The sequence below is a fragment of the Micromonospora sp. ATCC 39149 genome, from assembly GCF_000158815.1.
Classification (GTDB): Bacteria; Actinomycetota; Actinomycetes; order Mycobacteriales; family Micromonosporaceae; genus Micromonospora.
Genome location: NZ_GG657738.1, coordinates 527,000 through 533,645, shown reverse-complemented (window position 1 = coordinate 533,645; position 6,646 = coordinate 527,000). Strand labels below are relative to the sequence as shown.

The window sequence follows — 6,646 nt, the reverse complement described above, 5'->3', positions numbered from 1 at the left end:
CGCAGTTGCTCGCCGACGAGCCCGTCGGTCACCTCGGCCTGCTCCTGGCGGTCCTCGGTGACGCCGCCGGCGACGCCCCGCACCCGCTGCGGGTGGTGCTGCGCGAAACGCCGGACCGGGTGCCGGACCTGCGCCGCCGCACGGCCCGCGCCCTCCCGCGCCGCTGACCGCCTCCGTTCTCGCCGTCCTCCGTTCTCACCGCGGCCGGTCGCGGCGCTGGCGGTCACCGGCCGGCCGGGGGCGGGCGGTTATCGGCTGGTCGGCGGCCCGGCGGTCACCGGCTGGTCGAGGATCGCGGCGAAGCGCTCCTCGGCGAGGTCGAGCTGGCTGAAGATGTGCTCCTTGACCGTCGGCGCGAGCGGGGTGTCCGGTCGGGCGATCAGCTCCCGGAGGACCGGCACCAGCGGGCGGTACTTCGTCGCCAACGAGAACACCTTCGGCCCGACGGTGTGGATCAACCCGACCCCGTTGTCGGTGAAGTCGGAAACCTTGATGACCCGGGCCCACGGCTCGCGGTCCAGGCTGGCCGCCACGAGCTCCCGGTACTGCGTGTGCCGGTCCCGGTCCGGGTCGTACGCGGGATTGGTGACCGCGGCGACCAGCCGCGCGACCCGCGGGCCGAACCGCGCGGCGAGGGTCGCGAGCGCCGGCGCCGTGCTGTCGTCGCCGGCTGCCGCCCCCGCCCGGTGACCGCCCGCCAGCTCCGCCGGGTGGTCCTCCACCGTGTCGTGCAGCAGGCCGGCGACGATCACGTCCGCGTCGCGTACCTGGTAGTGGTGCATCATCCTGATCGCGACCCGCAGCAGGTGGTTCAGGTACGGCTCGCGCACCCGCCGGTCGTCGCGGTGCAGCTCGGCGGCGAGGTCGAGGGCGGCGGTGAGCCGAGCCCGCGCGCCCTCGTCGAACGCGCGGATCTCCAGCCGGAACCGCTCCAACAGGCCGGGCTCGCCGTGGATCTCGGTGATCGCGTGCATGGGCATCGAGGCCAGGTACGGCGGGAAATCCATGCACCACTTATAGCTGATCTTCACCGTCTGCGGGCTCCGTCGTCGGCCTTGCGACGGGAACGCCGCCGATCTCGCCGTCGGCCGGCCCGGCGTCCCGTTCATGCCGCCCCCGCCAGGGTCGTCGTCACCCCGTGCCGGTGCAGGGCGGTCAGCCACTCGGTGACGTCGGCGCGGACCTCGTCGTCGCCGGCCATTTCGGCGGGGAAGACCTCGCGCAGCCCGAGCAGCGCGTCGACCACCCCGGCCGGGGTGCCGTCGGCGGTGGCCAGCGCGCCGGTGATCCGGTCGGCGAGGGGGTCGGCCAGCGGCAGCGCCGCCCCGTCGTCGGCCGTCCCGCACACGAAACGCATCCACGCCGCCACCACCAGCGCCGACCAGCGGGCCGATCGGCCCGCCGCGCGCAGGTCCACGATGGTGTGCAGCACCCGCTGGGGGAGCTTCTGCGAGCCGTCCATGGCGATCTGGAGGGTGCGGTGCCGGATCGCCGGGTTGGCGAACCGGGCCAGCGCCTCGTCCCCGTACGCGACCATCGACACCCCGTCGGGCGGGGTGAAGCTGACCGCCACCTCCTCGGCGACCAGCCGGCGCAGCACCCCGGCCAGCCCCGGCACGCCCAGCGCGTCGGCGACCGTCTCCCGGCCGGCGAGAGCGCCCAGGTAGGCGATGGCCGAGTGCAGCCCGTTGAGGCCGCGCAGCTTCACCCGCTCCCACGGCCCAACGTCGTCGGTGAGCACCGCGCCGGCCAACTCCCACGCCGGCCGGCCGCCGGGGAAATCGTCCTCGATCACCCACTGGCGGTACGGCTCGGCGGCCACCGCCGCCAGGTCGGCGAATCCCAGCGCGTGCCGTGCCGCGGCGAGGGTGTCGGGCGTGCTGGCCGGCACGATCCGGTCCACCATCGTGCCGGGGAAGCTGACCTGCCCGGAGACCCAGCCGAGCACCCGGTCGCAGGTGCCGGAGCGGGCCAGCGCCTGCTCGACGAGCCCGCGCAGCCGGGCACCGTTGGCCGGCAGGTTGTCGCAGCTCACCAGCGCGATAGGCCCGGCGTCGGCCGCCGCCCGGGCGGCCAGCCCGCGTACCAACAGGCCGGGCACCGTCGTCGGCGGCCCGTCGCCGGCCAGGTCGGCGGCGAGCGCCGGGTCGGGGCTGAGCCGGCCGGTCACGGGGTCGAGCTGGTACGCCTTCTCCGTCACGGTCAGGGTGACCACCCGGATCGCCGGATCGGCGAGCAGCGCGACCACGGCGTTCGGGTCGCTCGCCGCGTGCCGGACCCCGGCCAGTGACCCGACGACCCGGGTGCTGTCGCCCTCGGCGGACATGGTGGTGACGCTGAACAGGTTGTCCTGCGCGGCGAGAGTCTCGACGAGTTCGGTGCTGCGCGGGGCGACCCCGACGATGCCCCAGTCGCCGCCGGCCGCGCCGACCGCCGCCTCGGTGTAGACGGCCTGGTGGGCACGGTGGAACGCGCCGAGGCCCAGGTGCACGATCCCGGCCGGCACGGTGCCGGGGCGTAGCACCGGCCGGCTGGCCAGGGGCAGCCGGCGCAGCACGGCCAACCCGAGGCGGGACGCTCTCCCGGTCACCGCCATGCCGGACCGTCCGGGAAGCGGAACTCGGCGATCGACTCGGGGCGCATGGTGGCGCTGTAGCCGGGGGCCTCGGGCAGCAGGTACCGGCCGCCCCGGGTGCGCACCGGGTCGACGAAGTGCTCGTGCAGGTGGTCGACGTACTCGACCATCCGGCCGTCGAGGCTGGTGCCGACCCGCAGGAAGTCGAAGATCGCCAGGTGCTGGACGTACTCGCAGAGGCCGACGCCGCCGGCGTGCGGGCAGATCGGGACGCCGAACTTCGCCGCCATGACGATCTCGGCCAGCACCTCGTTGACCCCGCCGACGCGGCAGGCGTCGATCTGCATGACGCCGATCGCCTCGGCCTGGAGGAGCTGTTTGAAGATCACCCGGTTGGCGGCGGCCTCGCCGGTGGCCACCCGGCACCGGCCGCCGGTCAGCTCGGTGACCGCGCGGGCGATCCGGGCGTGGCCGAGGATGTCGTCGGCGTGCGTCGGCTCCTCGATCCAGTACGGGTCGACCTCCGCCAGCGCGGTCATGTTGGTGATCGCCTCGTCGACGTCCCAGACCTGGTTGGCGTCCATCATCAGCAGCGCGTCCGGGCCGATCTCGGCGCGGATGATCCGCGCCCGGCGCAGGTCGTCCGGCGGCGGCCCGCCGACCTTCATCTTCACCGCCCGCCAGCCCTGCGCGTACGCCTCGCGGGTCAGCGCCCGGACCTTCTCGTCGGGGTAGCCGAGCCATCCCACCGAGGTGGTGTACGACGGGAACCCGTCACGCTCCAGCAGGGCGATCCGGTCGGCCATCCCGTCGCGGCCCTTGTCGAGGATGGTGGCCGTCTCGTCGGGGGTGAGCGCGTCGGTGATGTGGCGGAAGTCGATGCTGGCGACGAGTTCCTCGGTGGGCAACTCGGCGAGGAACCGCCACATCGGCTTGCCGGCGAGCTTGGCCCGCAGGTCCCACACGGCGTTGACCAGCGCGCCGGTCGCCATGTGGATGACGCCCTTCTCCGGGCCCAGCCAGCGTAGCTGCACGTCGGCGCTGAGCGAGCGCCAGAACGTCACCGGCTCGGCGGCAATCTCCTCGATCGTCTTGCCCTCGACGTGGTGGGCCAGGGCCCGCACGGCGGCGCAGGTGATCTCGTTGCCCCGCCCGTTGGTGAAGGTGAAGCCCGCGCCCACCGTCCCGGCGTCGGTGCCCAGCTCGACGTACGTCGCCGAGTAGTCACCCCGGTTGACCGCGTCCGAGCCGTCCCCGGCCGCCGCGGTCGGGAAGCGCACGTCGTGCACGTCGACGGAGGTGATCCTGACACTCACAGCTTTTCCCCGATCTTGTATACCCTCTTGGGCAGGCGGTAGGCGAGGTCGACGACCGTCTCGGCGGCCTCCTCCTCGGTCAGCCGGTGCTCGGCGACCAGCCGGGCGAGGAAGCCGGCGTCGACCCGGCGGGCCACGTCGTGGCGCACCGGGATGGAGCAGAACGCCCGGGTGTCGTCGACGAACCCGGCGGTGTTGTAGAAGCCGGCGGTCTCGGTGACCGCCTCCCGGAACCGGCGCAGCGCCTCGGGAGAGTCCAGGAACCACCAGGGCGCGCCGAGGTAGAGGGCCGCGTAGCCGCCGGCGAGGGGGGCCAGCTCCCGGGTGAACGTGTACTCGTCGAGGGTGTAGACCACCACCCGCAACCGGGGGTCGTTGCCGTGGGCGTCCAGCAGCGGGGTGAGCGCGTGCGGGTACTCGGTGGCCTGCGGGATGTCCCCGCCGACGTCGCGGCCGTGCCGGGCGTACAGCCAGCGGTTGTGGTTGCGCACCGAGCCGGGGTGCAGTTGCATCACCAGGCCGTCGTCGATGGACATCCGGGCGAACTCCAGCAGCATGTGCGCCCGGAACGCCTCCGCGTCGGCGGCATCGGCCTCGCCGCGCCGGCCCCGCTCGTACAGCGCCGCCGCCTCCCGCGCCCCGAGGTCCAGGGTGCGGGCGGTCGGGTGGCCGTGGTCGGAGCAGGTCGCACCGGCCGCGACGAACGCCTCCCGGCGTCGCCGCAGGGCGGCCAGGAAACCGGCGTACGTGCCGGTGTCCTCCCCGGCGACCTCGCCAAGCCGTTCGACGTTGTCGGCCCAGTTGTCGAACTCCATGTCGACCACGTTGTCCGGGCGGAAGGTGGTGACCACCTTCCCGCCGGGGCCGCCCCAGCCGTCGGCGGCGAGCTTCGCGTGCCGGGCGAGGTCGTCCAGGGGCGACTCGGTGGTGGCCAGCACCTCGATGCGGAACCGGTCGAACAGGGCCCGGGGCCGGAACTCCGGCTCCGCGAGTCGGGCCGCGACCTGGTCGTACACGGCGTCGGCGGTGGCGGGGGCCAGCGGGGTGTCCACCCCGAAGACCTCGGTGAGGGTCTGCTCCAGCCACAGCCGCGACGGGGTGCCCCGGAACAGGTGCCAGCCGTCGACGAAGCGCCGCCAGATCTTCCGGCCGTCGGTCTCCACCGGGCTGCCGTCCACCGTCGGGACGCCCAGCTCGGCCGGGGGCACGCCCTGGCTGAGCAGCATCCGGGTCAGGTAGTGGTCGGGCACGATGATCAGCCGGGAGGGGTCCGGGAAGGGGCGGTCCTCGGCCAGCAGGGCCGGGTCGACGTGCCCGTGCGGGGAGATGATCGGTTGCTCCGCCGCCAGCGCGTAGAGCTGGCGGGCCAGCGCGCGCAGGCCCGAATCGGCGGGGAGGAGCAGGTCGGGTCGGGAGGTGGTCGGCACGTCGGATGGCTCCTCGGATGCGGTCGGCGGTGCGGGTTACGGACCGGCTGGGCGGGCCGCGACGGCGCGTGTCCGGGGCGCCTCCCGGGTGAGCGCAAAGGTTTGCAGTGAAGAAATCACAATCGATTGCTACGAGTCAACGTTGGAGAAAAAAATCCGTGCTGCTTGTCCCGCTTTGATGGCACGTGAACGTATGGCGGGCGCGTATTCGAAGCCTGGTCGAAGTCTTCGAGCGTTGACACCGAAGCAACCGTTTGCATTACTGTCGGCACCCACGTGACCGCAGCGACACCGGACGAGAGGGCCGCCGTGCCAGTCACCATCAGGGACGTCGCGCGGGCCTCCGGCGTGCACATCTCCACGGTCTCCCGCACGTTCTCCGCGCCACACCTGGTCAACCCGGAGACCCGGGTCAGGGTGCTGGCCTGCGCGGAGGACCTGGGCTACCGGCCCAACCGCGCCGCGCGGGCCCTGATCACCGGCCGTACCCACAACATCGGCCTGATCGTCGCCGACATCGCCAACCCGTTCTTCCCACCGCTGATCAAGGCGGCGGAGGGGGAGGCCCGGCAGCGCGACTACCACGTCTTCGTCGCGGACACGAACGAGGACCCGACGGCCGAGGAGGAGCTGGTCCGCGCCCTCGCCAAGCAGGTCGACGGGGTGCTGCTGTGCAGTCCCCGGATAAGCAACAGTCTCATCGAGCAGCTCAGCCGCGAGGTCCCGCTGGTGGTGATGAACCGCCGGGTGACCGGTTTGCCCTGCGTGATGATGGACGTCGGGCAGGGGGCCCGCTCGGCGATCGAGCACCTGGTCGGCTTCGGCCACACCGCGATCGGCCTGCTCGGCGGCCCCCGGGGCTCGTGGACCAGTCGGGAGATCCGCCGGTCCGCCGCCGCCGCGGCCCGGGCCGGCGGCGCGGAGCTGACCGTCCTCGGCCCCAACCCACCCACCGAGCACGGCGGCCTCGCGCTGGCCGATCACGTCCAGCGCAGCGGCGTCACCGCCGTGCTCGCCTACAACGACCTGATGGCGATCGGGTTGATCGAGGGGCTCGACGCCCTCGGGGTCCGGGTGCCGCGGGACGTCAGCGTCGTCGGCATCGACGACATCGCCCTGAGCCGGCTCACCCGGCCCAAGTTGACGACGGTGGCCACACCTACCGCGGCCGCCGGCCGGACGGCTGTCGACATGCTGCTGCAACGGGACACCGACGCGCCGTGGGGCACCGGGAGGAGCACGGCAGTCGGCACCCGTCGCACGAGCGCACAGGTAATGCTCCAGACCGAGTTGGTCATCCGCGCCTCCACCGGAGAAGCCCCCATCGA

The 6,646-nt window shown here is 73.2% G+C and carries 5 protein-coding genes; 1 reads left to right on the top strand and 4 read right to left on the bottom strand.

Going from position 1 to position 6,646, the window contains the following annotated elements:
- Nucleotides 1-248: 248 nt before the first annotated feature.
- From MCAG_RS02235 to uxaC, 4 genes are all read right to left on the bottom strand, one after another.
- On the bottom strand, nucleotides 249-1,007 hold the full coding sequence (locus MCAG_RS02235) for an HD domain-containing protein (RefSeq protein WP_036371982.1): 759 nt from the start codon (nucleotides 1,005-1,007) through the stop codon (nucleotides 249-251).
- Between the two features lie 98 nt (nucleotides 1,008-1,105).
- Nucleotides 1,106-2,596: a mannitol dehydrogenase family protein gene (locus MCAG_RS02230; RefSeq protein WP_007071365.1), complete on the bottom strand. Its 1,491-nt coding sequence runs from the start codon at nucleotides 2,594-2,596 to the stop codon at nucleotides 1,106-1,108.
- Nucleotides 2,587-3,891, bottom strand: a complete 1,305-nt coding sequence (locus tag MCAG_RS02225) for an enolase C-terminal domain-like protein (protein WP_007071364.1) — start codon at nucleotides 3,889-3,891, stop codon at nucleotides 2,587-2,589. Before MCAG_RS02225 ends, MCAG_RS02230 begins: the two co-directional genes overlap by 10 nt.
- On the bottom strand, nucleotides 3,888-5,318 hold the full coding sequence (gene uxaC, locus MCAG_RS02220) for a glucuronate isomerase (RefSeq protein ID WP_007071363.1): 1,431 nt from the start codon (nucleotides 5,316-5,318) through the stop codon (nucleotides 3,888-3,890). Before uxaC ends, MCAG_RS02225 begins: the two co-directional genes overlap by 4 nt.
- Before the next feature lie 309 nt (nucleotides 5,319-5,627).
- Here uxaC and MCAG_RS02215 point away from each other — a divergent pair.
- On the top strand, nucleotides 5,628-6,646 hold a 1,019-nt coding region (locus MCAG_RS02215; protein WP_083802163.1), incomplete at its 3' end, for a LacI family DNA-binding transcriptional regulator.